The sequence below is a fragment of the Staphylococcus sp. HMSC057A08 genome, assembly GCF_001812925.1.
Classification (GTDB): Bacteria; Bacillota; Bacilli; order Staphylococcales; family Staphylococcaceae; genus Staphylococcus; species Staphylococcus hominis.
Window position 1 is genome coordinate 1 of record NZ_KV810845.1, and the last position, 24,790, is coordinate 24,790.

Annotated in this window: 28 protein-coding genes, 1 tRNA gene and 2 riboswitches; of the genes, 19 read left to right on the forward strand and 10 right to left on the reverse strand. The window is 30.9% G+C overall.

Going from position 1 to position 24,790, the window contains the following annotated elements:
* Window positions 1-83 precede the first annotated feature (83 nt).
* The 3 genes from HMPREF2881_RS01405 (at window position 84) to menC (ending at window position 2,876) form a co-directional block, all read left to right on the forward strand.
* A tRNA-Ser gene (locus HMPREF2881_RS01405) sits at window positions 84-174 on the forward strand.
* Window positions 175-473: 299 nt separating this feature from the next.
* Window positions 474-1,868: an o-succinylbenzoate--CoA ligase gene (gene menE, locus HMPREF2881_RS01410; RefSeq protein ID WP_002488441.1), complete on the forward strand. Its 1,395-nt coding sequence runs from the start codon at window positions 474-476 to the stop codon at window positions 1,866-1,868.
* Window positions 1,869-2,876 (forward strand): o-succinylbenzoate synthase, encoded by a 1,008-nt coding sequence (gene menC, locus HMPREF2881_RS01415; RefSeq protein ID WP_002488433.1) that lies wholly within the window; start codon window positions 1,869-1,871, stop codon window positions 2,874-2,876.
* Here the strand turns inward: menC and yidD are convergent.
* A complete protein-coding gene (gene yidD, locus HMPREF2881_RS01420) occupies window positions 2,867-3,112 on the reverse strand; it encodes a membrane protein insertion efficiency factor YidD (RefSeq protein WP_002449651.1) in 246 nt (81 codons plus the stop codon). The two genes, menC and yidD, sit on opposite strands and share 10 nt — an antisense overlap.
* A gap of 67 nt (window positions 3,113-3,179) precedes the next feature.
* Here yidD and ytkD point away from each other — a divergent pair, with 67 nt between their 5' ends.
* On the forward strand, window positions 3,180-3,653 hold the full coding sequence (gene ytkD, locus HMPREF2881_RS01425) for an RNA deprotection pyrophosphohydrolase (RefSeq protein ID WP_002449666.1): 474 nt from the start codon (window positions 3,180-3,182) through the stop codon (window positions 3,651-3,653).
* Window positions 3,634-4,407 (forward strand): alpha/beta hydrolase family protein, encoded by a 774-nt coding sequence (locus HMPREF2881_RS01430; protein WP_002455164.1) that lies wholly within the window; start codon window positions 3,634-3,636, stop codon window positions 4,405-4,407. Before ytkD ends, HMPREF2881_RS01430 begins: the two co-directional genes overlap by 20 nt.
* A 46-nt stretch (window positions 4,408-4,453) precedes the next feature.
* Here the strand turns inward: HMPREF2881_RS01430 and pckA are convergent, their stop codons facing one another.
* Entirely contained in the window at window positions 4,454-6,046 is a 1,593-nt protein-coding gene (gene pckA / locus HMPREF2881_RS01435; protein WP_002455165.1) for a phosphoenolpyruvate carboxykinase (ATP), read from the reverse strand.
* Between the two features lie 158 nt (window positions 6,047-6,204).
* A riboswitch (SAM riboswitch) is annotated at window positions 6,205-6,317 on the forward strand.
* Between the two features lie 114 nt (window positions 6,318-6,431).
* On the opposite strand from pckA, the gene metK reads away from it, so the two are divergent.
* From metK to HMPREF2881_RS01450, 3 genes are all read left to right on the forward strand, one after another.
* Window positions 6,432-7,628: a methionine adenosyltransferase gene (metK, locus tag HMPREF2881_RS01440; RefSeq protein ID WP_002449627.1), complete on the forward strand. Its 1,197-nt coding sequence runs from the start codon at window positions 6,432-6,434 to the stop codon at window positions 7,626-7,628.
* A 98-nt stretch (window positions 7,629-7,726) separates the two neighbouring features.
* Complete coding sequence (locus tag HMPREF2881_RS01445; protein WP_002449668.1) at window positions 7,727-8,638, forward strand: NERD domain-containing protein; 912 nt, start codon at window positions 7,727-7,729, stop codon at window positions 8,636-8,638.
* A 115-nt stretch (window positions 8,639-8,753) separates the two neighbouring features.
* Window positions 8,754-9,587, forward strand: coding sequence for an aldo/keto reductase (locus tag HMPREF2881_RS01450; RefSeq protein ID WP_002449660.1), 834 nt, complete (start codon window positions 8,754-8,756; stop codon window positions 9,585-9,587).
* A 60-nt stretch (window positions 9,588-9,647) separates the two neighbouring features.
* Here HMPREF2881_RS01450 and HMPREF2881_RS01455 read toward each other — a convergent pair whose 3' ends face one another.
* From HMPREF2881_RS01455 to HMPREF2881_RS01465, 3 genes are read right to left on the reverse strand one after another with little or no spacing between them, the layout of a single operon-like run.
* The gene (locus HMPREF2881_RS01455; protein WP_002455169.1) at window positions 9,648-10,001 is read right to left on the reverse strand and encodes a fluoride efflux transporter FluC; all 354 of its coding nucleotides are present in this window, start codon (window positions 9,999-10,001) and stop codon (window positions 9,648-9,650) included.
* On the reverse strand, window positions 9,998-10,363 hold the full coding sequence (gene crcB, locus HMPREF2881_RS01460; protein ID WP_002488424.1) for a fluoride efflux transporter CrcB: 366 nt from the start codon (window positions 10,361-10,363) through the stop codon (window positions 9,998-10,000). Before crcB ends, HMPREF2881_RS01455 begins: the two co-directional genes overlap by 4 nt.
* Before the next feature lie 39 nt (window positions 10,364-10,402).
* Window positions 10,403-10,711, reverse strand: a complete 309-nt coding sequence (locus HMPREF2881_RS01465; RefSeq protein ID WP_002488429.1) for a hypothetical protein — start codon at window positions 10,709-10,711, stop codon at window positions 10,403-10,405.
* Between the two features lie 245 nt (window positions 10,712-10,956).
* Here HMPREF2881_RS01465 and HMPREF2881_RS01470 point away from each other — a divergent pair, with 245 nt between their 5' ends.
* Window positions 10,957-11,670: a transaldolase gene (locus HMPREF2881_RS01470; RefSeq protein WP_070653599.1), complete on the forward strand. Its 714-nt coding sequence runs from the start codon at window positions 10,957-10,959 to the stop codon at window positions 11,668-11,670.
* 198 nt (window positions 11,671-11,868) lie between these two features.
* Window positions 11,869-12,333: a hypothetical protein gene (locus tag HMPREF2881_RS01475; RefSeq protein WP_002488428.1), complete on the forward strand. Its 465-nt coding sequence runs from the start codon at window positions 11,869-11,871 to the stop codon at window positions 12,331-12,333.
* Here the strand turns inward: HMPREF2881_RS01475 and HMPREF2881_RS01480 are convergent.
* Window positions 12,308-12,754 carry a competence protein ComK gene (locus HMPREF2881_RS01480; protein ID WP_002449640.1) on the reverse strand — a complete coding sequence of 149 codons (447 nt, stop codon included), beginning with the start codon at window positions 12,752-12,754 and terminating at the stop codon, window positions 12,308-12,310. The genes HMPREF2881_RS01475 and HMPREF2881_RS01480 overlap by 26 nt on opposite strands.
* Window positions 12,741-13,226, reverse strand: a complete 486-nt coding sequence (locus HMPREF2881_RS01485; protein WP_255296323.1) for a sigma-70 family RNA polymerase sigma factor — start codon at window positions 13,224-13,226, stop codon at window positions 12,741-12,743. Before HMPREF2881_RS01485 ends, HMPREF2881_RS01480 begins: the two co-directional genes overlap by 14 nt.
* A gap of 208 nt (window positions 13,227-13,434) precedes the next feature.
* Between HMPREF2881_RS01485 and HMPREF2881_RS01490 the strand changes: the two genes are divergently transcribed.
* The 7 genes from HMPREF2881_RS01490 (at window position 13,435) to ribE (HMPREF2881_RS01520) (ending at window position 20,298) form a co-directional block, all read left to right on the forward strand.
* Window positions 13,435-13,659, forward strand: coding sequence for a hypothetical protein (locus HMPREF2881_RS01490; protein ID WP_002449634.1), 225 nt, complete (start codon window positions 13,435-13,437; stop codon window positions 13,657-13,659).
* A gap of 246 nt (window positions 13,660-13,905) precedes the next feature.
* Entirely contained in the window at window positions 13,906-14,754 is an 849-nt protein-coding gene (locus HMPREF2881_RS01495; protein WP_002488437.1) for a peptidoglycan release complex glucosaminidase SagB, read from the forward strand.
* Window positions 14,755-15,051: 297 nt separating this feature from the next.
* Complete coding sequence (locus HMPREF2881_RS01500) at window positions 15,052-16,539, forward strand: FAD/NAD(P)-binding protein (RefSeq protein WP_002449656.1); 1,488 nt, start codon at window positions 15,052-15,054, stop codon at window positions 16,537-16,539.
* 150 nt (window positions 16,540-16,689) lie between these two features.
* A riboswitch (FMN riboswitch) is annotated at window positions 16,690-16,825 on the forward strand.
* A 123-nt stretch (window positions 16,826-16,948) separates the two neighbouring features.
* A complete protein-coding gene (gene ribD / locus HMPREF2881_RS01505) occupies window positions 16,949-17,992 on the forward strand; it encodes a bifunctional diaminohydroxyphosphoribosylaminopyrimidine deaminase/5-amino-6-(5-phosphoribosylamino)uracil reductase RibD (RefSeq protein ID WP_002488430.1) in 1,044 nt (347 codons plus the stop codon).
* A 6-nt stretch (window positions 17,993-17,998) separates the two neighbouring features.
* Window positions 17,999-18,631, forward strand: coding sequence for a riboflavin synthase (gene ribE / locus HMPREF2881_RS01510; protein ID WP_002488423.1), 633 nt, complete (start codon window positions 17,999-18,001; stop codon window positions 18,629-18,631).
* 11 nt (window positions 18,632-18,642) lie between these two features.
* A complete protein-coding gene (gene ribB / locus HMPREF2881_RS01515; protein ID WP_002449675.1) occupies window positions 18,643-19,827 on the forward strand; it encodes a 3,4-dihydroxy-2-butanone-4-phosphate synthase in 1,185 nt (394 codons plus the stop codon).
* Between the two features lie 12 nt (window positions 19,828-19,839).
* Window positions 19,840-20,298, forward strand: coding sequence for a 6,7-dimethyl-8-ribityllumazine synthase (gene ribE, locus HMPREF2881_RS01520; RefSeq protein ID WP_002449638.1), 459 nt, complete (start codon window positions 19,840-19,842; stop codon window positions 20,296-20,298).
* Window positions 20,299-20,349: 51 nt separating this feature from the next.
* Here the strand turns inward: ribE (HMPREF2881_RS01520) and HMPREF2881_RS01525 are convergent, their stop codons facing one another.
* Entirely contained in the window at window positions 20,350-21,351 is a 1,002-nt protein-coding gene (locus HMPREF2881_RS01525; protein ID WP_002449663.1) for a proline dehydrogenase family protein, read from the reverse strand.
* A gap of 208 nt (window positions 21,352-21,559) precedes the next feature.
* Here HMPREF2881_RS01525 and HMPREF2881_RS01530 point away from each other — a divergent pair, with 208 nt between their 5' ends.
* Entirely contained in the window at window positions 21,560-22,387 is an 828-nt protein-coding gene (locus HMPREF2881_RS01530; protein ID WP_002449637.1) for an alpha/beta fold hydrolase, read from the forward strand.
* A gap of 320 nt (window positions 22,388-22,707) precedes the next feature.
* On the forward strand, window positions 22,708-23,109 hold the full coding sequence (locus tag HMPREF2881_RS01535) for a transcriptional regulator, SarA/Rot family (RefSeq protein ID WP_002449620.1): 402 nt from the start codon (window positions 22,708-22,710) through the stop codon (window positions 23,107-23,109).
* A gap of 59 nt (window positions 23,110-23,168) precedes the next feature.
* On the opposite strand, the gene HMPREF2881_RS01540 is transcribed toward HMPREF2881_RS01535, so the two are convergent.
* Together HMPREF2881_RS01540 and HMPREF2881_RS01545 are read right to left on the reverse strand one after the other, a co-directional pair.
* A complete protein-coding gene (locus HMPREF2881_RS01540; RefSeq protein WP_002488426.1) occupies window positions 23,169-23,729 on the reverse strand; it encodes a tRNA 5-(aminomethyl)-2-thiouridylate-methyltransferase MnmM in 561 nt (186 codons plus the stop codon).
* Entirely contained in the window at window positions 23,726-24,685 is a 960-nt protein-coding gene (locus HMPREF2881_RS01545) for a tRNA modification radical SAM protein MnmL/YtqA (protein ID WP_002488432.1), read from the reverse strand. The genes HMPREF2881_RS01540 and HMPREF2881_RS01545 overlap by 4 nt, the downstream gene beginning before the upstream one ends.
* Window positions 24,686-24,790: the final 105 nt, after the last annotated feature.

Genomic DNA, 24,790 nt, shown 5'->3' on the forward strand with positions numbered 1-24,790 from the left:
GCGGTAACACGGGTTCGAGTCCCGTAGGAGTCATATAAACAGAAGTGAAACATCGCTTCTGTTTTTTTATTTAATTGAATAGAGGAGAGTTGTCCGAGTCTGGCTGAAGGAGCACGCCTGGAAAGTGTGTAGGCGCTTTATCGCGTCTCAAGGGTTCGAATCCCTTACTCTCCGTATCAAAAGCTTTATATCATAGGGTTTAGACTTAGCAAGTGTCAATTATGTGTCAAGAAAATAATTTTCTGACATGTTGACCTTGCTCTTTTTATGTTCTTACTCTCCGTACAGTAGCTCAGAATGGTTATTTTCCATTCTGGGTTTTTTATAGCTACAAGTATTTAACTATATTTATCTAAAAAGGGTAATATCTTTTAAAAAATAAAACAATCACAAAATAAATTTAAACATGAATCCTGTTAAGTCATTTAAAAATCGTTATAATATAGTATGTATAACTATTGGAGGAATGAATAGTGGAATTTTGGTTAAAAGAGCAAAGTATAAAAAACAAAAACAAAATTGCGGTTACAGATGGTAAGTATACATTAACATATAATCAATTATATTCTGCAGCGTATCAGCTTTCAAAGAAATTATTATCTTTAAATGAAAGTAGGGTAGGACTATATATTGGAAACGACATTGAGTCTATTATTTTAGTGCACGCATGTTGGTTAGCGCAAATTGAAATTGCAATGATCAATACACGATTAACAACAACTGAAATGACCAATCAAATGAACTCAGTGAATGTTCAACTTATTTTAACTACAAAAGAGTTCGATTTACATTCACATCAAGTTCTCTCATTTAATCAACTGAGCGATTATCCTGATGCGCCTAATCATAAACAATTTGATATTCATCGTATTGCATCTATTATGTTTACATCAGGGACGACAGGACCCCAAAAAGCAGTACCTCAAACGTTTAAAAATCACTATGCAAGTGCATTAGGTTGTAAAGAAAGTCTAGGATTTGATCAACAAACGACATGGTTATCGGTTCTTCCAATTTATCATATTTCAGGACTTAGTGTGATTTTACGTGCTACCATTGAAGGGTTTACTGTACGTTTATTAAATAAATATAATACTGAAGATATGCTGACTATTATTAAAAATGAATATCCTACACATGTGTCACTTGTGCCACAAACGTTAAAGTGGCTAATGGATGCTGGTTTAAATAAGCCATATTCAATTGAAAAAATATTACTTGGGGGTGCAAAATTATCATCCACGCTCATACAACAGGCATTGAGTTATCAATTACCTATTTATAATTCTTTTGGAATGACGGAAACATGTTCGCAGTTCCTAACCGCTTCACCAGATATGTTAGCTAAACGATATGATACAGTAGGTAAACCAAGTGATAACGTTGAAGTATGTATTAAACAACCTAATGAAGAGGGTCATGGTGAATTACTTATCAAAGGTGACAATGTAATGAATGGATATTTGTATCCTAAAGATTTGGATAACACATTTGAAGATGGTTTCTTTAAAACCGGAGATATTGCAGAAATAGATAGTGATGGTTTTGTAATGGTCTATGATCGACGTAAAGACCTTATTATTAGTGGTGGAGAAAATATCTATCCTTATGAAATTGAAACAGTGGCTAAAACATTCAATGGAATTATAGATGCAGTATGTGTACCTAAAGAAGATGATACTTGGGGTCAGATTCCAGCACTTTATTATGTCGCAAGTGAAACAATTGAGGTTAAAGACCTTATAGATTTCTTACAAGAACATTTAGCAAAATATAAAGTTCCTAAGATATATCAACGCGTCAATGCATTACCTTATACTTCTACTGGAAAATTACAACGTAATAAAGTTGGAACTGAGGATCATTAAATGAAAATTATTGATATACAATTTTATTACTATACCGCGCCGTTTCATTCTCCGATTACGACGCCTAAAATCGAAATGACACATCGCAAAGCACTCATAGTACGATTTATTTCTGATGAAGGGGAAAATTATTTTGGTGAATGTAATGCCTTTGAAACGGATTGGTATGATACTGAAACAATTGAGACAGTAAAAATACGAATACAACAATGGTCAAAAAAGATTTTAAATCATTCATTCAATACATTTAGTGACTGGTTACCTTATCTTGATTTATTAGATAGTTATCCGGCTACTAGATGTACTGTTGTGATGGCGGTTTATCAGATGTTTTATTCACAACCGTGCTTTAACGTTGAATATGGTGCAACAGTAAGTGGTTTATCTTCTTCACAATTACAAACACTTAAAGACACAAAGCCAGCACGTATTAAATTAAAATGGAGTTCTCATCTCATTAACGACATAAAAAAGCTACGCAATGAACTTCCATTTGAATTTAATCTTACACTCGATGCAAATGAAACACTGGATATGTCACAATTTCAATTATTAAAAGAGATTGATCAACACGATATTCTATACGTTGAAGAACCATTTATAGATTTAAATGATTTAAGTTATATAGATGTTACGCATTATCCTGCTATTGCTATTGATGAAAAAGCAACGGATTTACAATCAATTTTGAAAATTATTCATCAATATCCTATCACTGCAGTTGTGGTTAAACCATTTAGACTGGGAGGAATAGATAGAGCGCTAGAACTCATTCACTTATTAAAAGAGAAAGATATTAAAGTGATCGTTGGTGGGATGTATGAATATGGACTCAGTCGATATTTTACTGCTTTATTAGCAAAAGAGGGGTCTTATCCAGGAGATATTACTCCAGATGGATATTATTTTGAAACAGACTTTACACAAGGCATAGGCAAATTAAAAGAAGGATTGATATATTTCAATCCCCCTAAAATTAATATAAATGCATTATCTGTTTATGAATGATGATGTGTATGTTTGTCTTTTTTTAAAGGTACAGGATCAAATCCACCTTCATGAAATGGATGGCATTTTAAAATACGTTTTACTCCCATGTAGCCACCTTTAAATGCGCCATATACTTCTATAGCTTCTTTAGTATATTCAGAACAAGTAGGATAGAATCGACATGTTGGTGGTGTCATAGGGGAGATGAAACGCTGATAAAAACGAATGATGCTTAGAAATGATTTTTTAAGCATAAATAAACCTCCTATAGACATTTGATTATTAAATAATTTTACCACATTTAAGAGGGGGATGAGTAATATGGAGTTTATCGATCAAGAGGATAGACGAGTCACGATGCAATATAAAACTGATGATGATATACCGAACGGAAACCATGTTTTAGCTATTCCGATATTTCAAAATCAATTATTATTCACTAAACACTCTAAAAGAGGTATCGAGTTCCCTGGAGGTAAAGTTGAAATTAATGAAACGAGTCAACAAGCGATTGCTAGAGAACTTTATGAAGAAACAGGTGGAAAGATAGAAGCCTTATATTATATCGCGCAATATCAAGTTCATACCTTTGATAAATCACTTTTTAAAAAAGATGTGTATGTGATTAAGGTGAAATCCATTGAACATAAACATGACTATTTGGAAACAGAGGGTCCTATATTATTTCATCTAGTTAATGAGATTCCTGAGCACCAAAAAAGTTATTTAATTAAAGATGAAGCAATTTTAAAATGTTTAGAAAGGGTGAAAGATCTTGGGTATTACGAATATTAGAACAATGCCTGTTGAATCCAACACTCATCGATTTGAGGAACTAACTTATACAGTAGACGAATTAAGGGTAAAAGCGTTACAGATGGTCCCAATGTATCATAATGTTAAACGTATTGTAGTTTATTTACGTGGTGGAAAAGGGCAAGTTGGTAGAGTAAGAGCTTCAAGACTTATGCAATTTTCTGATCCATATACATTAGTTATAGGACCCTATTATAGAGGAAGTAATGGTAGTGAAGGAAAAGATGAATTTTGTAATGCTGATTTACATGATGTAACAGTACTTATTCGACTATTAAAAAATAAGCATCCCCAAGCTTTCGTCCATATGATTGGATTTTCAAGAGGTGGAATTCAAGGTCTATTATCATTTCAGGATGATCCAGTTGATAGCTATATTATTTGGGGTGGCGTTTCAGATATTCATTTAATGTATGAAGAACGTGTAGATTTAAGGGGAATGCTAAGACGTATGGTAGGTCATCCGAAAAAAGATAAAGAGGCATATGAACAAAGAAATGCGATACGTACATTGAATCAAAACAGTCCACCTATTTTAATTGTACATGGTGGTAAAGATTGGCAAGTGGGTATACATCAAGCGTATTTTCTTCAAGAACAACTAGAACTTAAAGGGGTCAAACATGATACATTTTATCAACTTGACGAAGGCCATGTACCAAGACCGAAAGCATTGAAAGAAGTTTTAGATTATATACATCAATGGATGAATAATATAGAACAAGACTTATAAAGATGACTACAACGGTCATCTTTGTAAGTCTTTTGTTTATATATTATTAATGACTAAATCCACCATTTTTAGCAATATCTTTTACTTCATCTCCAAATTTTTTGAAGTTTTCTTCAAAACGTTGTTTTAAGTCATTAGCTTGATGACGATAAGCCTCAGGATCATTCCAAGCATGGATTGGATTTAAAATCGTTTTAGGCACATCTTCCATTTCAATTGGTATACTTAAACCAAATATTTCATCTTTAGTAAATGTAGCTTGTTTTAGTTTGCCAGAAATAGCTTGATCTACCATATAACGTGTATAATGTAAGCTGATACGACGTCCAACACCATATTTTCCACCCGTCCATCCTGTATTTACTAGATATACATCAACATCATGGTCATCAATTAGCTTACCAAGTAAATTCGCATATTTAGTAGGGTGCAAAGGTAAAAATGGAGCGCCAAAGCATGTTGAAAATGATGGTTCAGGTTCTGTCACACCACGTTCAGTGCCAGCTAATTTTGACGTAAAACCACTTAAGAAATGATACATGGCCTGAGATTTAGATAATTTAGAAATAGGTGGAAGTACGCCAAATGCATCTGCAGTTAAGAAAATAATTGTATTAGGGTGTGCGGCTTTAGAAGGTAATACGATATTATCGATATGATGAATTGGATAAGCAGCACGTGTGTTTTCTGTGTTCGTATTATCATCAAAATCAACATGGCCACGTTCATTAACAATTGTATTTTCAAGAATAGTACCATATTGAATGGCATTATAAATTTGAGGTTCTTTTTCTTTAGATAAGTGAATGGCTTTTGCATAGCAACCACCTTCAATGTTAAAAATACCATTTTTATTCCAACCATGTTCATCATCGCCAATTAATTTACGATTTGGAGTCGCTGATAATGTTGTTTTTCCTGTACCAGATAATCCAAAGAATAGAGCAACATCACCTTTTTCTCCAACATTGGCAGAACAATGCATACTCATAATATCTTGCATAGGTAATAAGTAGTTCATCACTGAAAAGATACCTTTTTTCATTTCTCCAGCGTATTCAGTACCACCAATTAAAATCACTTTATGTTTAAATGAAACAATAATAAATGTTTCAGAATGAGTACCATCAACGTCTGGATTAGCTTTAAAATGAGGGGCAGAAACGATAGTGAAATTTGGCTTAATATGACTTGCTTCCTCAATAGATTCAGGTCGGATAAACATGTTTTGGGCAAATAAATTATGCCATGCAAGCTCATTGATGATTTTTAATTTTAATTGTGAGTCTTTATCACTTCCGGCATAACCGTTAAAAACGTATAATTCCTCTTTTTGATCTAAATAATCTAATACTTTGTTGTATAAATTTAAAAACACGTCTTCATCTATAGGTTGATTAATGTCTCCCCAATCAATATTGTCTCGATATGAAGGTTCGTTAACGATAAATTTATCTTTTGGTGAACGACCAGTATATTTACCTGTACTCATATTAATTGCGCCAAGTTCAGTAAGTTGACCTTCATTATTGTTTAAAATTTTGTAATAAAGCTGAGTAGTAGAAAGTTGAAATAAAGTTGTTTCCTTTTCTAATAAGTGTTTGATTTTAGGTGTTTCACTGTATGTATCTATTGACATACAACATCCCTCCAAATATCTATTCATTTATTAATGTAAGCCCTTACATTAAAATAGTATAACATAATGATTTAATTATTCCATTGTAAATAAAAGAACATTTAAAATTCAAAATTGACAATTCTAATGTATTTATGTAGTATAGGTCTTAACGGATTCTCTTATCCTGAGTGGTGGAGGGACATGGACCCAATGAAACCCAGCAACCTCTTTTTTTAAAAGAAAGGTGCCAAACCGTTTGCAGACGCAATATTTGTCTGAACGATAAGAGCGAATGGACGTTTAAGAGCCTTCTCTCTATCTAGGTAGTTGAGAAGGCTCTTTTATTTTAAGCTCATTGTCAAAAGAGAATTTTCGTAAATATAGTTAAAAAAAGGAGCAAATCATGACTTATAATAAACGTTTATTTACATCAGAGTCAGTGACAGAAGGGCATCCAGATAAAATCGCCGATCAAGTATCTGATGCGATTTTAGATGAAATTTTAAAAGACGATCCTAATGCACGTGTCGCTTGTGAAACAACAGTAACAACAGGTATGGCTTTAATTTCTGGTGAAATTTCAACGTCTACATATGTAGATATTCCTAAAGTAGTACGCGAAACAATCAAAAATATTGGTTATACAAGAGCTAAATATGGTTACGATTATCAAACAATGGCTGTTTTAACAGCTATTGATGAACAATCACCTGATATTGCCCAAGGTGTAGATAAAGCACTTGAGTATCGCAATGATATATCTGAAGAAGAAATTGAAGCAACAGGTGCCGGAGACCAAGGATTAATGTTTGGTTATGCAACAAATGAAACAGAAACATATATGCCGCTTCCAATCTTTTTATCACATCAACTAGCGAAACGCTTATCAGATGTGCGTAAAGACGGTACCTTAGATTATTTACGTCCAGATGGTAAAGTTCAAGTAACAGTAGAATACGATGAAAATGATAAACCTAAACGTATTGATACGATTGTGGTATCTTCTCAACATGCTGAAGACATTGAATTAGAACAAATTCAAAAAGATATTAAAGCGCATGTCATTTATCCAACTGTACCTGAAGGTTTAATTGATGATGAAACTAAATTCTTTATTAATCCAACTGGTCGATTTGTTATTGGGGGTCCTCAAGGAGACGCTGGTTTAACTGGAAGAAAAATTATCGTAGACACATATGGTGGTTATGCTCGTCATGGAGGCGGTTGTTTCAGTGGTAAAGATCCTACAAAAGTAGACCGCTCTGCCGCATATGCAGCTAGATATGTTGCAAAAAATATTGTAGCAGCTGGATTAGCTGAGCAATGTGAAGTGCAATTAGCTTATGCAATTGGTGTAGCAGAACCTGTATCTATTGCTATTGATACATTTAAAACTGGTAAAGTTTCTGAAGGCCAATTAGTTGAAGCGGTAAGAAAACACTTTGATTTGAGACCAGCAGGTATCATTAAAATGCTTGACTTAAAACATCCTATTTACAAACAAACAGCTGCATACGGACACTTTGGTCGTACTGATGTATTGTTACCATGGGAAAAATTAGATAAAGTGAATGTCCTAAAAGATGCCGTTCAAAAATAATGTAGGATATACATCAATCAATTAGGTTAAACCTCGAAATTATCGTCTATTTCTATTATAATAGATAGATATTGACAGTTTAAAAGGAGCGTTATCTAATGAATTCATTTGGACCGATTGAGATTGGTTTAATTGTAGCGATAATCATAGCGATTATATGTTTTATTCTATTTTTAGTTGCCTTGAAAAGTAAAAATAATATGAAACACAAAGCGAGTGAAGAATACAATCTCAAGGAACAACAACTCAAATCTTCACATGAGGAAGCACTTGAAAAAGAACGTATTGAAAATAAAAAACAAGTAACGAAACAAAAAGAAGAATTTGAAGCTACAGTTAATGGAAAAGAACGTGAAATTGATGCTTTGAAATTATTTTCTAAAAATAAAAGTGAATACGTGACTGATATGAGACTCATTGGTATTAGAGACCGTTTAGTTAAAGAAAAACGTATTAGACGTGAAGATATGCATATAATGGCTAATATATTTTTACCAAGTAATGAGTTTAATAATATTCAACGCATTAGTCATCTTGTGCTTACTAGAACTGGGTTATATATCATTGATTCACAATTATTAAAAGGTCATGTGTATAATGGAATTAGCGGCGCACAATTTCAAGAATTACCAATGCTGAAGCAAGTATTTGATACACTTGATTTAAACACACAAGCGCCTCAAACGTTAGTGCTTGATCAACATGAAGATAATCATTCGAAACTATCATTTATTAATTATTCTGATCAACTTTCTGCAATTGAGAATTTAGCTACAGATTTACAAACAGAATTAGGACTTAAATATAAGCCAACATCAATTTTATATTTTAATCCTAAACATGATAAAGACGTAACGATTTCAAACTATGCACAAAGCTCAAGTGTTAAGGTTTTAGTTGGTCCTGAACAACTTGACGAATTCTTTAACAAATTTGTATTCCATGGACGTATTCAATATAATGTCGATGAATTACAAAATATTATGGATAAAATTGAATCATTTAACTAAGAGAGGCTACCATCAAAATTTAAAATTTTGATGGTACTTTTTTTATTATAAGCGATGTTCATAAATATACTTTTAGGGTATATACAGAATAGTTATTTTTAAAGGAGGAAGTAAAATGGACTATATTGAATTCTATAATGGAAATCAAATGCCAATGTTAGGACTTGGAACATTTCGAGTAGAAAACGACGATACTTGTAAAGAAGCAGTTAAACATGCCATTGAATCTGGGTATCGTAGCATAGATACTGCTAAAGTATATGGAAATGAAGAACAAGTAGGCCAAGGTATCAAAGAAGGATTAGAATCAACAGGTTTAAATAGAGAAGATATTTTCGTAACATCAAAATTATTTTTCGAAGATTTCGGACGTGAAAATGTGGCTCAAGCCTACGAAACTAGTATCCAAAAACTTGGGTTAGATTATTTAGATTTATATTTAGTACATTGGCCAGGGACAAATGAAGCCGTAATGATTGATACATGGAAAGGTATGGAAGATTTATATAAAGATAATAGAGTTAAAAACATTGGAGTTAGTAATTTCAATCCAGATCATTTTGAAGCATTATTAGCACAAGTTTCAATTAAACCAGTCATTAACCAAGTAGAATTTCATCCATACTTTACTCAAGAAAAACTTAGAAAATATTTAGAAGCGCAAAATATTTATATGGAATCTTGGTCACCATTTATGAATGCTCAAATTTTAAACGATGAAACGTTAAATGAAATTGGTAAAGAAGTTAATAAAACAGCAGCACAAGTTATTATTAAATGGAATATGCAACATAATGTCGTCGTTATTCCCAAATCAGTTACATCAAGCAGAATTGAAGAAAATATAGATGTATTTGATTTTGAATTATCAGCAGATCAAATGAAACGAATTGATGATTTAAATAAAGATCAACGTATAGGACCTGATCCAGATACATTTGAAGGTTAATCAATTTAATTAAAAAAGAGTGAACTTGTAGGTTAATTTACTACACAGTTCACCTTTTTGTTATATTATAAAACCAATCCAACAAGCAATAAATCCTATAACAAATTGCAATAGAGAATACATCATAAATTTAAAAAGTTTGAAGGACGGTGTTAGACATTGCGCAAGCTCATAAGACATGGTTGAAAATGTCGTTAAACCTCCTAAAAATCCGGTAATAAAAAACATATGTATCCAGTTTAAGTGAATAGAGAGCCCAGTCGTTAAACCAATGAGAAAACTTCCCATCCAGTTGACGATTAAAGTAGCAATAGGTATTGAAGTAGACCATTTGGATTTAGTGACATCAGTTAGCCATGCTCTAACGACAGCGCCAAAACCACCGCCAATCATAATTAAAAGAGCTTGTATCAAGATGTAAGACCTCCTAATTTCATACCTATCCAGCACAAGATAACACCAAAGCAATAACTCATAAACGCATAAACCACAGCTAAGATAATATGATGGCTGTAAAGTAATGTGACTAACTCAAATTGAAATGTTGAAAAGGTTGTTAAAGCGCCTAAAAAACCAGTTGTAATACCTTTTTTAATTTTAGGATGATCTTTAAATAATTTAATCATTACTACAGACAGATAACCCATAAGAAAAGCACCTGACAGGTTAGCTATCAATGTGCCAATTGGAAAGATGCTACTCTGATTCATAAAGGAAAACAAAAATCTTAATAAAGCGCCCAACATACCACCTATAAACACGGTTATATATTGCATAATATACTCACCTTTATATAATATTTTATGCGTATTTGATTATGAAAAAATGCCAAACGTTGTAACAGAAGCAAAAATATGGAACAAAATTACTACTAATATGACATAAGGTAATATGTTAGAAGCGGTCTTAATCCAATCTTTATTTTTATAATTTAAATGTTTAATTGCTTTATCAGAAAATATAATTGAAGCAATAAGGATGACAACATTTACAATACTACATGCAATTAATAAATTTTTTATTGATTTAAATTGAATGCTTAATAAAGGATTAAATGTATTAAAATAAAAGCTAATAATTAAAAGAATCACTGATATATATAAATATTTTTTTGATTTAGACATAACATACCTCCGATTTATACCATTAAATAATATTACCACATTTAATTTCATTTTTAATAGTACCTTTATCATAAGGTTTTAATTTTCAGAAAATTCAAAGCAAAACATTCGCATACACAAAAAAAGCATGATATAAATAACATAACGAAATAGTAAAACATACTGTACATAAAAAATAATTATACATATGGTGTCTTTTCATAAAGCAAGCTATATTCGTAATATAAATGAGAAGGGAAGATTTTATGACTCAATTAAATGTAGAAGTATTTGCTGATGGTGCAGATATCGAACAAATGAAAGCTGCATACAAAAATAAAGAAGTAGATGGTTTTACAACAAATCCTAGCTTAATGGCAAAAGCAGGTGTAACAGATTATAAAGCTTTTGCAGAAGAAGCAGTACGTGAAATTCCTGATGCTTCTATATCATTTGAAGTATTCTCAGATGATTTAGACACAATGGAGAAAGAAACAGAAATTTTAAAGCAATATGGTGACAATGTGTTTGTTAAAATTCCAATTGTGAACTCAAAAGGTGAGTCTACAATTGAATTAATTAAAAAATTATCAGCTGATCATGTTCGTTTAAATGTAACTGCTGTTTATACAATTGAACAAGTTAAAGCTATTACAGAAGCAGTGACCGAAGGTGTACCTACATATATCTCTGTCTTTGCAGGGCGTATTGCTGATACGGGTGTAGATCCACTTCCTTTAATGAAAGAATCTGTAAAAGTCGCACATAGTAAAAATGGTGTTAAATTATTATGGGCAAGTTGCCGTGAAGTGTTCAATGTTATTCAAGCTAATGAAATTGGCGCCGATATTATCACTTGTCCATCAGATGTTGTTAAGAAAGTTAACAATAATCTTGGACGCGATATTAATGAATTGCCAGTAGATACAGTTCAAGGATTTGCAAAAGATATTAAAAGTTCTGGACTATCTATATTATAAAATCACTATATCTAAATTATGACCAACCGAGTCTAAGACTACAAACATGTCTTAGACTCGGTTTTAGTGTTATATGAATATCAAAGAGAAGGAGTAATAAAGTATCTTGAGTTGTATCTTTCTTTTTTATTGAGTTTGTTTTAAAATCGGTGTTCAGTTAAAATTTATGAATATAATTAAATAGAAAGGAATTAAGTTATGGAGGAAACTGCTTTTAGAGAAAAAGTAAGAAAACAATTGTGGTTTTTAAATAAAAAAGAAAAGCAATTATTAGAACATACTTTTGAACAAAATAATGCTTCATTTAATAATGCAGAACAGAAATTTATGGAACCTACTCGTTTTGCTAATCAATTTTTACAGGTTCATATCTTTCGAAATAAACATTTTTCAAATGGATATTTGTTCTTATTAATTATATTATTTGTTCTTACATACATTCTATTACTAGGATGGTTTTTAGCTGGATTTATCGCAAGTTTAGCAGTAGTCAATCAATTTATAAATCCTAAAGCAGAATTAAGTTTAATCTATCTTGTATTAATCTTAGTTTTTGCCATTATTAGTTTGATTGTCAGTTTGTATCTCATAAGATTTGTGACTGCTTTGTTTACTAAAAGATTACTTGAATATAAGTTTAATGAAAAGAAGTCGTCTTATTAATTAAATAGGCTAATAGAATACTTTCTTGCCATTTTTTATAAACTAAAATGTAAGGCTCATCGACTATGCATTGAACTGAATTATCAAAGATAATAATGGTTTTATTTTGAGAAGACGTTAATCCAATAATACGTTGAGCATTAAAATATATTTGTATGGGTGCGCGTTGATGTTTGATTGGAAATAAAATGATGTCTTTAGAAATATAAATAGGAACTAGTTTATTGATAGATAATAAGCGTTTAGCTAATTTAAGTTGTTGCGTATATGATTTATTAAATTGTTCTAGATAGTATATGACTATCTTTTTAATATGAAATGGTAGAATCATTTCATATGTTTTAAAACAACATTTAGTCTGAATTGTTGAACCTTCTAAAGTTTGAATGTATAACAAATCGAAAGTATTATGAGGTAACATGCCAATCACCTTCTAAATAATATTGCTGAAGTTTGATACGGGCAGAAGATTTATATTTTTTAATTGTAGTGTCTGAGACATTCATCTTTTTAGCGATTTCATATTGTTTGTATCCATGAAGATAATATATCAGCCATTGATATTCATTTGAATTTAAAATATATTTGAAATCATTAAAAAAAGATTCATCTTTCAATGTATAAGTTAAAGAATGAGGTAACGCTGCAATATCTAGGCAATCAATCTTCAATTGCTCCTTTCTAAAAAGATCAATAAGATAAAACTTTAATCGCTGATAGATAAAAGAGGACAAAGATACAGAGGAAGATGGGTTATAAATTTTGGAGATTTCCCACAATTTTATTAATAATAGTTGATAAAATTCATCATAATTATAAGTGATACGGTATTGTCTTAACAAATGATGAATCATCTTATGATATTTTATGTGTAATGAACTAAAATCTGAAATATTTATTCTTTCTCCTTAGTTATGTACATAAACAATATTTCCGGATGTATAAATTCTACATGAGGTATCGTGAATTTTCATTTGCTTAATTTAATAAATAGGTGTTAAATAGTAAACATAGAATCGTTGGATTGGATGATATATAGCTTTAACAAGTTTGTAAGATTAATATTCGACATTTGTACAATAAAATATAGGAGGTATGAAGTTGGATTACGCACATTTAAATCTTGAGCACTTTTTTGCAAGACATGATGATTTAGACGTTATTAGAGATCGTTCTGAATTTGTAATGATAAATAATTTTACAAATGAAATGATGTATCGTGATGGTGATATTGAAGGGACGATTGATTTAAATCAATATTATTATAAAAATAGATCGCAAGCTGTCAGTTTTATTATGATGGATTATAAAAGAAATAACGAATAATTAAATATGTTAACCTTACTACAAATAACTATATTTATTTAATAGATAAAAATCATTGAGTAATGAAATGTTGAGTATTTCATTACTTTTATTTTTTTGTTAAATTTCAATTTTGTTACTTTTATTTTATGAATATGTAACATTATAATTATAAAATTGTTTAAGAGAATTAAAAATGTTAAAATTTATTATCATGGAAGACTTTTCTATAAATGAAATTACAACATTAACCTAAGAGGTGTGAATATGACAAAGCACAGAAAAGGTTCTATTATAGGCCTAATAGGGTTACTTATTATTTTAGTAGCAGCTGGCTTCATTTTTTTCTCAATGATTTCTGATCAGATATTTTTCAAAAAAGTAAATGAAGTAGAGAAAGTTCAGCATGTGAACGTCACGCTTGATAAAGCTGCTGAAAAACAAATAGATAACTATACAAGTCAACAAGTATCGAATAAAAATAATAATGCATGGAGAGATGCATCAGCAAGTGAAATTAAAGTTGCAATGGACAGCAGTAAATTTATCGATGATGATAAACAAAGATATCAATTTTTAGATTTATCTAAATATCAAGGTATTGATAAAAATCGTATCAAACGTATGTTGTTCGATCGACCTACACTATTGAAACATACTGATGCTTTTGTAAATGCTGCAAAAGAAAAACGTGTCAATGAAGTCTATTTAATTTCTCACGCATTATTAGAAACAGGTTCAGTAAAAAGTGAACTGGCGAATGGTGTAAATATTGATGGTAAAAAATATTATAATTTTTATGGTGTTGGAGCTTTAGATGAAGATCCAATCAAAACAGGTGCTGAATATGCGAAAAAACATGGTTGGGATACACCAGAGAAAGCAATTAAAGGTGGCGCAGATTTTATTCATAAACACTTCCTATCTCACGATGATCAAAACACATTATATAGCATGAGATGGAATCCTATGAATCCGGGTGAACATCAATATGCGACTGATATTAAATGGGCTGAAAGTAATGCGGAAATTATTGCTGATTTCTATAAAGAAATGAAAACTGAAGGTAAATACTTCAAGTTGTATGTTTATAAAGATGATCAAAAACATCAATAATCAAAATAAAAACCAACATTATCTTTTTAATTAGATGATGTTGGTTTTTTTATTTATTCTGCTTTGTTTTTTCTTGAAGCCCAAGTAAATCCAATGATAAAAACAATTAATGTTTTTAATAAAAATTTCATTGTTTAGTCACCTCAATATTTAAATTTTAACATAGTTACACATGATTATTTATGCTTTGAAATGGATAATCGTGTTAATAGTGAAACGTTTTGAAGTCGAGAATCGTATTGGTATAATATGATAATATTCAACATAATACAAATATATAAAAGGATGATGTTAAATATGCGAGTAGCAATTATAGGTATGGGTACAGCAGGTGTGAGTGTACTTAGACAACTCGTTAAACATAAAGACTTTAAGCAATTAAAAGTCGATGTCTACGATAATGAATTTAATATGGGGCAGGGTGTTCCTTTTCAAAATGATAGTAGTCAATTATTAATTAACTTACCCACTAAAAATATGAGTTTAAATCTAGATGATGATGAAGAGTTTTGGAAATGGTATCAAACACAATCTGATTTTACGTTTAAAAATCCAAAGTATTTACCAAGATTTGTTTTTGGCCATTATATGAAATCATACTTATCAAATTATGAGACATTATATGATAACCTTACAGTTATTAAACAACCAGTACAAGAAGTCTTCATTAATTCAAATATAGATGAAACCACATTGAAATATTATGTCTGTACGTCTAAAGATATGAAGCATTGTCAAGTATATGATTACATATTTTTAACTATAGGTACTTTATCATATCACGACCCTTATCATTTAAAAGGCATAAAAGGTTATATTCAAACTCCTTACCCTACATATAATACTTTAGATGATGTACAAGAATCTGATGATATTGCTATTATTGGAACAGGATTAGCTAGTTTAGATGTAGTGCGTTATGTAGCGTTTCATCACCCTAAACTACCTATCACAATGACGAGTCGTTCTGCTCAATTACCTAGCGTAAGAGGAAACATGAAAAAAATTGAGTTTCAATATTTAACGAAATCTAAATTTAATGATATTAAAGATAAGTACTTTGGAAATGTACCATTAGAGAAAGCATTCGATTTATTTAAAGAAGAGTGTGAATTAAATGGTATTGATTTACAGAAATTGGTTCATCGCCGAACAGGGGACACGATTAAAGATTTAAATTATGATTTAGAACATCCTAATGAGATAGGTATATTCCAAACATTAATAGAGAATGTCAAAGAAAATTTAAATTGGATTTGGAATAGTTTTAGTCGTCAAGATCAAATTGAATTCGATAAACGTTTCACTAAAATTATTCAACTTAACTCAAATCCTATGCCTCCAAGAACTGCAAAACTCATCAAGCAATTAATAAAAGATGGTTCATTAGTGATTAGAAAGGATTTAGAAGATGTGGTACATAAAAATGGAATATTTAATTTAAAATTCAAACATGATGAACAATGGTATCCACATCATATTATTATTAATGCAACAGGTTCTAAAACACATTTAAAAGATTTAGATGAAGATGATCAATTTATCTTAAATCTTCAAAATCGACAAATTATTCAAGCTCATCCTATGGGTGGAATACAAATTATCCCAGAAACAAATCAGGTGATTAGTCCAAGATATGGTACTTTAAATAATATGATTGCTATTGGACAAATCACTAATGGAGTAAATAAATTGCGTAATGGAGTAAAAATGATTGTTAATCAAGCGGTAAGTGCAGTGGATTACTTATATGAAATTCGAAAAGAATTTGATCATAAAGCATAATGCTTTACACAATAATGAATAAATGTCTCTTTAAGAGTTAAATTTAAAAATCAAATTGAAATTCTTTATTTGTAATTTTCCAAAAATAAATGTAAGATGATATATGTAGCACTAAACTACAATGACTCAAATTTAATCACAATTTCATACGTATTCTTTCGGGGCAGGGTGTAATTCCCAACCGGCAGTGATTAAGCCTGCGACCCACTTAATCTTAATTTATTAAGTGGCTGATCTAGTGAGACTCTAGAGCCGACAGTAAAAGTCTGGATGGGAGGAAGAATCAATCACATCATTACTGAATGATGTATAAGCATGCACAATATAAAAATTGTAGTACGCTTATTTAAGTATATATACATGCCCTATGCCTGTGAAACAGGTATGGGGTTTTTTTAGAGGTGATAAATTGAGTGAATTTATGAAATATGCAATTCAATTAGCACAAATGGTGGAAGGACAAACTGGAGTTAATCCTCCTGTTGGCTCAGTTGTCGTGAAGGATGGGCGTATTGTGGGATTAGGTGCACATTTAAAGCAAGGAGAGAAACATGCGGAAGTTCAGGCTTTAGATATGGCACAAGATAAAGCAAAAGGCGGCACAATTTATATTTCGCTTGAACCCTGTACACATTATGGATCAACACCACCTTGTGTGAATAAAATTATTGAACATGGGCTTAGTAAAGTGATTTATGCTGTAAAAGATACGACGTTATCTTCTGAGGGAGATATCATTCTTGAAAAAGCAGGTATTGAAGTTGAGTATCAATATTCAGAAGAAGCCTTTGCTTTGTATGAGGATTTCTTCAAAGCAAAACAACAGAAAATCCCTGGAATTACAGTAAAAGTCTCGACTTCGTTAGATGGTAAACAAGCGACTGATAGTGGACAAAGTCAGTGGATTACGAATAAAGCTGTAAAACAAGATGTATATCGTTTAAGACATACTCATGACGCAGTATTAACTGGTAATGGAACGATTGAAGCGGATAATCCACAATATACAACACGTATTCAAGAGGGTAAACATCCAATAAGAATCATACTATCTAAGCGAGGCCAAATTGATTATTCAAAACAGATATTTCACGATCAATTAAGTGAAATTTGGATTTATACTGAAAATCATGAACTAAAAAGTCCAAGTCATCATATAAAAATAATATATTTAGAAACATGTAATTTAAAATCTATTTTATCTGATATATATCAAAGAGGTGTCGGCAGATTATTAGTAGAAGCTGGGCCTCAAATAACTTCAGAATTTCTCCAATCTAATTATTTAGACCATCTTATTATTTATTATGCCCCGAAAATAATAGGCGGTATTGGAAAAAATCAATTTTATCAAACTGATAATGTCATTGATTTAGCTGATGCGCCACAATTTGAAGTGATTTCTACCGAGTCTATTCAACAAAATATTAAAATGACACTGCGAAAGAAGTGAAGATAAATGTTTACAGGTATCGTTGAAGAAATAGGTACTGTAAAAAGTATTCGCACTCAACAATCCGTAAGGACATTAGATATTTCATGTCAAAAAATCATAGAAGATATGCATATTGGTGATTCTATAAGCGTAAATGGTGCGTGTTTAACAGTCATTGATTTTAAACAAAATCAATTTTCTGTCCAAGTGATTAAAGGTACTGAAAATAAAACATATTTAGCTAATATTAAAGAAAATGATGAAGTCAATCTTGAACGAGCAATGTCAGGTAGTGGACATTTCGGAGGACATTTTGTATTAGGTCATGTAGATGCAAAAGGAACAATTATAAATATCAGAGAAACGCCTAATTCACGCATTGTATCTATTAAGGCATCTGACTCGGTCATCAAACAAATGGTTAAGCAAGGTTCTATTACTGTTGATGGCGTAAGTTTAACAATTTTTGACTTGCATCAACATAGTTTTGATATCCATCTTATTCCTGAAACAAGACGTTCAACGATTCTTTCTAACAAAAAGATGGGCGATGAAGTGCATCTTGAAACAGATGTATTATTTAAATATGTTGAAAGTATAGTTGGTAAAAATAAATCTGATTTGTCAGTTGATAAATTAAAAGCATATGGTTTTTAGGAGGGGCTTAAATGAAATTCGATAGCATTGAAGAAGCGTTAGAAGCATTAAGAAATGGCGATAGTATTATTGTAGTAGATGATGAAAATCGTGAAAATGAAGGTGACTTAATTGCGGTCACTCAATGGATGAAAGACGATACCATTAATTATATGGCCAAAGAAGCGCGTGGATTAATTTGCGCTCCTATAAGTTCGCAGATTGCTGAACGTCTAAATCTTAAAACTATGGTTGATGGTAATACAGATGACTACGGTACAAATTTCACTGTAAGTATCGATCATATCTCTACTACTACAGGAATTAGTGCATTTGACCGTACAGCAACAGCGAAAGCGTTAATTAATCCTGATTCTAAACCAGAAAGTTTCCATAAACCCGGACATTTATTTCCTTTAGTGTCTAAGGAAAAAGGTGTATTAGTTAGACCAGGACATACGGAGGCTGCTGTAGATTTAGCTAAATTAACAGGTGCTGCACCTGCTGGAGTTATATGTGAGATAATGAATGACGATGGTACGATGGCAAAAGGTAATGAATTACAACAATTTAAAGAGCGACATCAATTAAAAATGATTACAATTGAAAGTTTAATTAATTATCGTCGTAAACAAGAAAGCGAAGGTATTGAACTTAAAGCAACTGTAAAAATGCCAACGGATATTGGTAATTTTAAAATGTACGGTTTCCAATCTCAATATACACATGAAGATATTGTTGTACTTGGCAAAGGAGAACCACGTACAACTGAAAATGTAAGACTACATTCTGCTTGTTTAACAGGTGATATTTTCCACAGTCAACGATGTGATTGTGGCGCTCAATTAGAAGCATCAATGAAATATATAAATGATCATGGCGGATTAATTATTTATTTACCACAAGAAGGTAGAGGCATTGGTTTAATGAATAAACTAAAAGCTTATGAATTAATTGAGCAAGGACATGATACGGTTACTGCAAACTTAGCATTAGGTTTTGATGAAGACTTAAGAGATTATCATATAGCTGCTCAAATTCTTAAATATTTTAACGTTCAACAAGTTAATTTATTAAGTAATAATCCTAAGAAATTTGAAGGCTTGGAAGATTATGGTATAAAAGTTGCAGAGCGTACAGAAGTGATTGTGCCAGAAACGGAACATAATCATCATTATATGGAAACAAAAAAATCGAAAATGGGACATCTTATTTAGGAGGAATCTAGAATGAATTTTGAAGGTAAATTAGTCGGTACAAATTTAAAAGTTGCAATAGTAGTGAGTAGATTTAATGATTTTATTACCAACCGTTTATTAGACGGAGCGAAAGATACATTAGTAAGACATGGTGTAGATGAAGATAATATTGATGTTGCATATGTACCAGGTGCATTTGAAATTCCACTTGTTGCTAAAAAATTAGCGCAAAAAAATGATTATGATGCAGTGATTACTTTAGGCTGTGTCATTAGAGGTGCAACATCTCATTATGACTATGTTTGTAATGAAGTTGCTAAAGGCGTATCAAAAGCAAATGATATTACGAATACACCAGTTATTTTCGGTGTTTTAACAACTGAAAGTATTGAACAAGCAGTTGAAAGAGCGGGTACGAAAGCAGGTAATAAAGGTGCAGAAGCGGCAGTAAGTGCAATTGAAATGGCAAATTTACTTAAACAGTTTTAATTAATGCAGAGCGTCTCGATAATTTTAAGGATTATCGAGACGCTCTGTATTTCAACGTTTTAGTAATTTCACAACACTAGATACTAATGTAAGTGTTCCTAAAGTTAGTCCACTAACTAAACCAATTTTTTTAAGTGCTTCTGTTGAAATAAATTCTTGATAGGCAAGGGAAAGATTTTGAGGTCTTTCAGCCAGGCGACGCATGAAATAAGCAAACCAGTCATTGCCATATGGAACATAAACGGTAAAGTGATATCCTTGTCTAGCAATCTCTTCTGCTAATTCATTACGAAAACCATACAACATTTGAAATTCAAAAGTGTTTTTTTCAATATGATGATCTTTTACAAATTGTTTAACATGGTTAATGATGTTATCATCATGTGTTGCAATTGACGTAAAGTTTTTGGCGTTAAGTAAACGTTTTTCAATAATATTTATATAATTTTTGTCAATATCTTTTTTACTTTGATAAGCAATCGTATCATTTTCTTTATAAGCACCTTTGACCAGTCTTAATCGTAATTCTGGGTACTTATCAATTAATTTTTCTGCCTCAAAAAGGTATCCTTGAATAACTGTACCGACATTTCTAAATTCTCCTTTTAATCTGTCTAAAATTTGTAATGTTTGTGATAAGCTATTATATTTTTCCATATCAATATTAATATGCATATTATCATAGGTATTAGCCTTTAATAAAATTTCTCTTAAATTTTGGTAGGCTAACTCGGTATCAAATTCACCGCCTAATGAACTCACTTTCACCGACATATGTGCACTCACTTGATATTTATTAATAGCTTCCATTATCTCAAGAATCTCATTTTTAGCTTGAGTCGCTACTGCTTTATTATTAACAAATTCTCCAAGATTATCTACAGTAACATCAATATGTTTAGCGTTTAAACATTCAATCGTATCAATGAGTTGTTCTATAGTATTACCCGCAACAACTCTATTAGCACCCATAGTCGGTCCGATTTTTTTAGCCATTTCATTTAAATATGTACTATTTGATAATGTTATGAAAAAATCTCTGAATAAAGACATATCTATTCCTCCATCCCACTCTTATCTATCTCTATAACAAGTTTAGCATGAATATATTGCTTAAGAAAGCGTTTACATACCGAAGATAACATCCGTTTAAATTCATTAGTCATAAATTAAGAAAATCTAAATACTGTTTAACAACAATTAAAGGTATAATTTGATATAATACATTTGATAAACATTCAATTAGAGAGGATTCAAAAATATGTGGAAGTGGGAAACAGAACATGACGCTAAAGGCGTAATCATCATAGTACATAATATGTTAGAACACACTGGTAGATATGCGTATGTGATTACGATGTTGAGACGTAATGGTTATCACGTAATTATGGGTGATTTACCTGGACAAGGTCAAACTTCACGAGCTAACAGAGGTCAACTGCAACGATTTGAAATTTATCATGAACAGTTAGTTGAATGGATAAAAATTGCAAACGAATACAAATTACCAACATTTGTTATGGGTGTTGGATTAGGTGGTTTAATTATTCTCAATTTACTTGAAAAGACTGAACTACCTATTGAAGGCATATTACTACTCTCTCCAATGCTTGAATTAAAGAAAAATTATAAAACACGAAAAAATATGTTTATATCTAATATTGGAAAGAGCTCAAAAGATACACAATTTAAATTAGGAATAGATTATGAAGATTTAACTCGTAATTCAGAAGTGATTGATGAGACAAATCATGACGGATTGATGTTAAAGAAAGTATCTTACAAATGGTTTAACATTATTAATGAAACAATGAGAGACACATCACAACATATTAAAGATATCAAACCGTTACCCACTTTATTAATGTATGGTACTGAAGATAAAATCTTAGAAACGTCTTCAATAGATATTTTAAAACAACAATTTCTTGCAGATGAATTTTATTTTAAAGCGTGGAAAGGGTTTTATCATGAGATTCACAATGAACCTGAACGAGATCAAGTCATGAGATATATATTAACTTTCTTGAATAATAGTGTAAATACAATGGGATTTATTGTACAAGAAGAAGACATTGAGGAAATATAAGATAATTTTTTAAAAACCTATAAAAATAGCTCGTAGAAGACAGGGATCTACGAGCCTATTCTATATCAAAAATATGGTGATAATATTATAAATGAGTTAAAATTACAATATAAGTAGAATTATAACTACCAATTACTTTTTATAAATTGGATGAATTTAGTATTAGATTTATAATATAAATGTTGAATTAAAAAATATAGTTGATATATTATTGAAAAATAAATTGTATTGAATTTTTAAAAACGCCAAATCGTATAAACTTAATAATAAATTGAATTATAATTATTATACATAATATGAGAGATCAAGGGGAATGAATTATGAAATTACAAAAAAAAGAAACGGTATCCATGGTATTGAAATTAGAGAAATTATTGAAGGATATAGATTCTATATTTAGAATTATTTATGAGAAGTATCATTTAAATAAAGAAGAAGTACTTATTTTATTAACGTTATGGGAAAAGGGGCCTATGACATTAAAAGAGATGGATCAATACGTTAATATCAAGTCATATAAACGAACAAGAACGTATAATAATTTAGTTCAATCTGATTGGGTTTACAAAGAGCGTCCCATTGACGACGAACGTACGGTTATTATCCATTTTAATGAAGAAAAAAATAAATATAGAAATGAATTATTAGATTTTATTACTACTATTATTAAAAGAAAATATGAATCTTTAGAAAATAGTTTGAATTCATTGATGAGTGTTTAATATAAAAAACCCATAAATTAAAACTACGATTTGATGTTTTAATTTATAGGTTTTAAAATTTAACGTTTTTCAATCGCACATATAAAAGGTGCATGATTAACTTGATTGATAAATTGATATTTTAATATGTGTGCTTTACTTTGATCAAAGTTTTCGAGATATTTTAATAATTCATCTCTTTCGATTTGTCCTTCCTTATGTCCATGATAAATTACTAGTACAATAATACCTTCTGTACTTAATAGTTTAAAAATACTTTCAATAGCTTGAATAGTTGTTTCAGGTTTAGTAACAATAGTTTTATCACCTTTAGGTAGATATCCCAAATTGAAAATAGCTGCATCCACGTTTCCGATGACATCACTTGGTATATCATTTAAGATATTTTCATGTCCATCATGTATCAACGTAACATGTTTAAAGGATGCTATTTTTTCTTTTGTATGTTCAATAGCTTCTTTTTGTATATCGAAACCAAACACTTTGCCATTTGGAACCTGTTCTGCTAAAAATAGGGTGTCATTTCCATTACCACACGTAGCATCAATAACAATGCTATCATCTTGAATATGTTGCTTAATAAGTGTTTTAGCAAAAGGAAGAATGCGTTCTAATTTCATGAATTCACCTTAGTATTAGATGTGTAAAACTTACCTTGATAAGATTCACGACGTGCTAATTCATCATCTATTTCATTGAGAACTTCCCACTTGTTAACACTCCACATTGGTCCTACCATTAAATCAATCGGTCCATCTCCAGTAATACGATGAATAATCATGTCTGGCGGAAGGATTTCAAGTTGATCACACACTAAGTTTGTATAATCTTCTTGAGTCATAAATTCAAGCATACCTTTTTCGTATTGTTTGACCATTGGTGTACCTTTAAGTAAATGTAATAAATGGATTTTAATACCTTGAACATCCATTTGTGCCACTTCTCGTGCTGTTTCCATCATCATATGATAATCTTCACCTGGTAAGCCATTAATGATGTGTGTACATACGTTAATATTATGTTTACGCAATTTAGCTACACCTTCATAATACGTTTGCATATCGTGCGCACGATTAATTAAATCAGAGGTTTTTTGATGAACTGTTTGAAGACCAAGTTCCACCCATAAATAAGTACGTTGATTTAGTTCAGCTAAATATTCAACTACATCATCTGGCAGACAATCTGGACGTGTAGCGATAGATAAACCAATAACTCCTTTTTCTTTTAACACAGGTTCATATTTTTCTTTTAAAACTTCTACAGGTGCATGGGTATTAGTAAATGCTTGGAAGTAAGCAATATATTTACCTTCACTCCATTTTTCATGCATTCGTTCTTTAATTTGTTGGAATTGTACTTCAATTGGATCGGCTCTATTTCCTGCAAAGTCACCACTACCAGCTGCTGAACAAAACGTACAACCGCCATGTGCGACAGTACCGTCTCTATTTGGACAGTCAAATCCGCCATCTAGAGCAACTTTAAAAATTTTCTGTCCGAATTTATTTTTTAAATGGTAATTCCATGTATGATATCGTTTATTTTCAAAGGCATACGGGAAATACTTACCCATAACACATTATCCTTTCTATCTAACTTAGTTCTAAGTAAAGATTTTAACATATTTTAATGTTATAGTGTTTATTATAGTTCGATAAAAATATAAAGAGAGGACTTA

Excerpts from the sequence above, each read along its gene's own strand:
- metK (WP_002449627.1), top strand. The coding sequence starts at position 6,432 with ATGACTTATAATAAACGTTTATTTACATCAGAGTCAGTGACAGAAGGG.
- HMPREF2881_RS01540 (WP_002488426.1), bottom strand. The coding sequence starts at position 23,729 with ATGAAATTAGAACGCATTCTTCCTTTTGCTAAAACACTTATTAAGCAA.
- ytkD (WP_002449666.1), top strand. The coding sequence starts at position 3,180 with ATGGAGTTTATCGATCAAGAGGATAGACGAGTCACGATGCAATATAAA.
- HMPREF2881_RS01535 (WP_002449620.1), top strand. The coding sequence starts at position 22,708 with ATGAAATTACAAAAAAAAGAAACGGTATCCATGGTATTGAAATTAGAG.
- HMPREF2881_RS01450 (WP_002449660.1), top strand. The coding sequence starts at position 8,754 with ATGGACTATATTGAATTCTATAATGGAAATCAAATGCCAATGTTAGGA.
- pckA (WP_002455165.1), bottom strand. The coding sequence starts at position 6,046 with ATGTCAATAGATACATACAGTGAAACACCTAAAATCAAACACTTATTA.
- ribE (WP_002488423.1), top strand. The coding sequence starts at position 17,999 with ATGTTTACAGGTATCGTTGAAGAAATAGGTACTGTAAAAAGTATTCGC.
- HMPREF2881_RS01445 (WP_002449668.1), top strand. The coding sequence starts at position 7,727 with ATGAATTCATTTGGACCGATTGAGATTGGTTTAATTGTAGCGATAATC.
- HMPREF2881_RS01530 (WP_002449637.1), top strand. The coding sequence starts at position 21,560 with ATGTGGAAGTGGGAAACAGAACATGACGCTAAAGGCGTAATCATCATA.
- HMPREF2881_RS01525 (WP_002449663.1), bottom strand. The coding sequence starts at position 21,351 with ATGTCTTTATTCAGAGATTTTTTCATAACATTATCAAATAGTACATAT.
- HMPREF2881_RS01465 (WP_002488429.1), bottom strand. The coding sequence starts at position 10,711 with ATGTCTAAATCAAAAAAATATTTATATATATCAGTGATTCTTTTAATT.
- yidD (WP_002449651.1), bottom strand. The coding sequence starts at position 3,112 with ATGCTTAAAAAATCATTTCTAAGCATCATTCGTTTTTATCAGCGTTTC.
- HMPREF2881_RS01470 (WP_070653599.1), top strand. The coding sequence starts at position 10,957 with ATGACTCAATTAAATGTAGAAGTATTTGCTGATGGTGCAGATATCGAA.
- HMPREF2881_RS01480 (WP_002449640.1), bottom strand. The coding sequence starts at position 12,754 with ATGTTACCTCATAATACTTTCGATTTGTTATACATTCAAACTTTAGAA.
- HMPREF2881_RS01545 (WP_002488432.1), bottom strand. The coding sequence starts at position 24,685 with ATGGGTAAGTATTTCCCGTATGCCTTTGAAAATAAACGATATCATACA.
- crcB (WP_002488424.1), bottom strand. The coding sequence starts at position 10,363 with ATGCAATATATAACCGTGTTTATAGGTGGTATGTTGGGCGCTTTATTA.
- HMPREF2881_RS01475 (WP_002488428.1), top strand. The coding sequence starts at position 11,869 with ATGGAGGAAACTGCTTTTAGAGAAAAAGTAAGAAAACAATTGTGGTTT.
- ribB (WP_002449675.1), top strand. The coding sequence starts at position 18,643 with ATGAAATTCGATAGCATTGAAGAAGCGTTAGAAGCATTAAGAAATGGC.
- HMPREF2881_RS01495 (WP_002488437.1), top strand. The coding sequence starts at position 13,906 with ATGACAAAGCACAGAAAAGGTTCTATTATAGGCCTAATAGGGTTACTT.
- ribE (WP_002449638.1), top strand. The coding sequence starts at position 19,840 with ATGAATTTTGAAGGTAAATTAGTCGGTACAAATTTAAAAGTTGCAATA.
- HMPREF2881_RS01500 (WP_002449656.1), top strand. The coding sequence starts at position 15,052 with ATGCGAGTAGCAATTATAGGTATGGGTACAGCAGGTGTGAGTGTACTT.
- menC (WP_002488433.1), top strand. The coding sequence starts at position 1,869 with ATGAAAATTATTGATATACAATTTTATTACTATACCGCGCCGTTTCAT.